The organism is Bacillus sp. NH11B (assembly GCF_001884205.1).
Lineage (GTDB): Bacteria > Bacillota > Bacilli > Bacillales > Bacillaceae_G > Bacillus_A > Bacillus_A proteolyticus.
The window spans coordinates 1-725 of sequence record NZ_MAOG01000048.1 but is presented as its reverse complement, the minus strand read 5'-3'; the positions used below and the strand labels follow the sequence as shown (position 1 = coordinate 725).

Below are 725 nucleotides of genomic sequence, written 5' to 3'. Positions count from 1 at the left end.
CACATCCATCAACTTAAGGATTTAGACTATTCTTGAAGGTGAAAGCACGTTACTATTCTCTTATGTTAATGAGAAAGGGTGACGTGCTTTTTATGAATATGCATCAAAGTCAAGAGTTGTCTTTATTTGCCGAAGAGTTATATCGCTATATGTCTCCCGCTACACTTAATCAATTAGCCCTAGAAGCAGGCGGAATGAAACGAAAGCGTAAGTGCCATGGGCACCATTTTTTATCTTTGTGTGTATGGTTAAATCAACAAATCGCTACTACCTCTCTTACTCAACTTTGTAGTCAATTAGAAACTTCAACAGGAATTTTATTAAGTCCTGAGGGACTTAATCGGCGATTTAACTCGGCTTCTGTAGCCTTCTTTCGAACTGTATTTACTTCACTTCTACAAGCTAAAATTGGGGGATTATCTAAGATTTCTCATGCTCTTTCTACTTACTTTGAACGTATTCTTATCCTTGATTCTACAACATTTCAAGTGCCGGATCGATTTGTATCTACTTATCCTGGTGCTGGAGGATGTAGTCATAAAGCTGGTGTGAAAATTCAACTAGAGTATGACTTGTTGAGTGGAGAATTTTCTGATGTGAAAATTGAACCAGGAAAACGAAGTGATCAGGCGTATGGTGCGACGCGAACAGGTATGGCACAAAAGAATGAACTGTATATTCGTGACTTAGGATATTTTCGTTTACAAGACTTTAAGTCTATTCAA

General features: G+C 37.7%; 1 protein-coding gene. It reads left to right on the top strand.

The genetic code is table 11. From position 1 onward, the window contains the following. Positions 1–92: 92 nt before the first annotated feature. Positions 93–725 (top strand): IS4 family transposase (locus BAU27_RS08335; protein ID WP_139254626.1); only part of this gene is annotated, 633 nt, incomplete at its 3' end.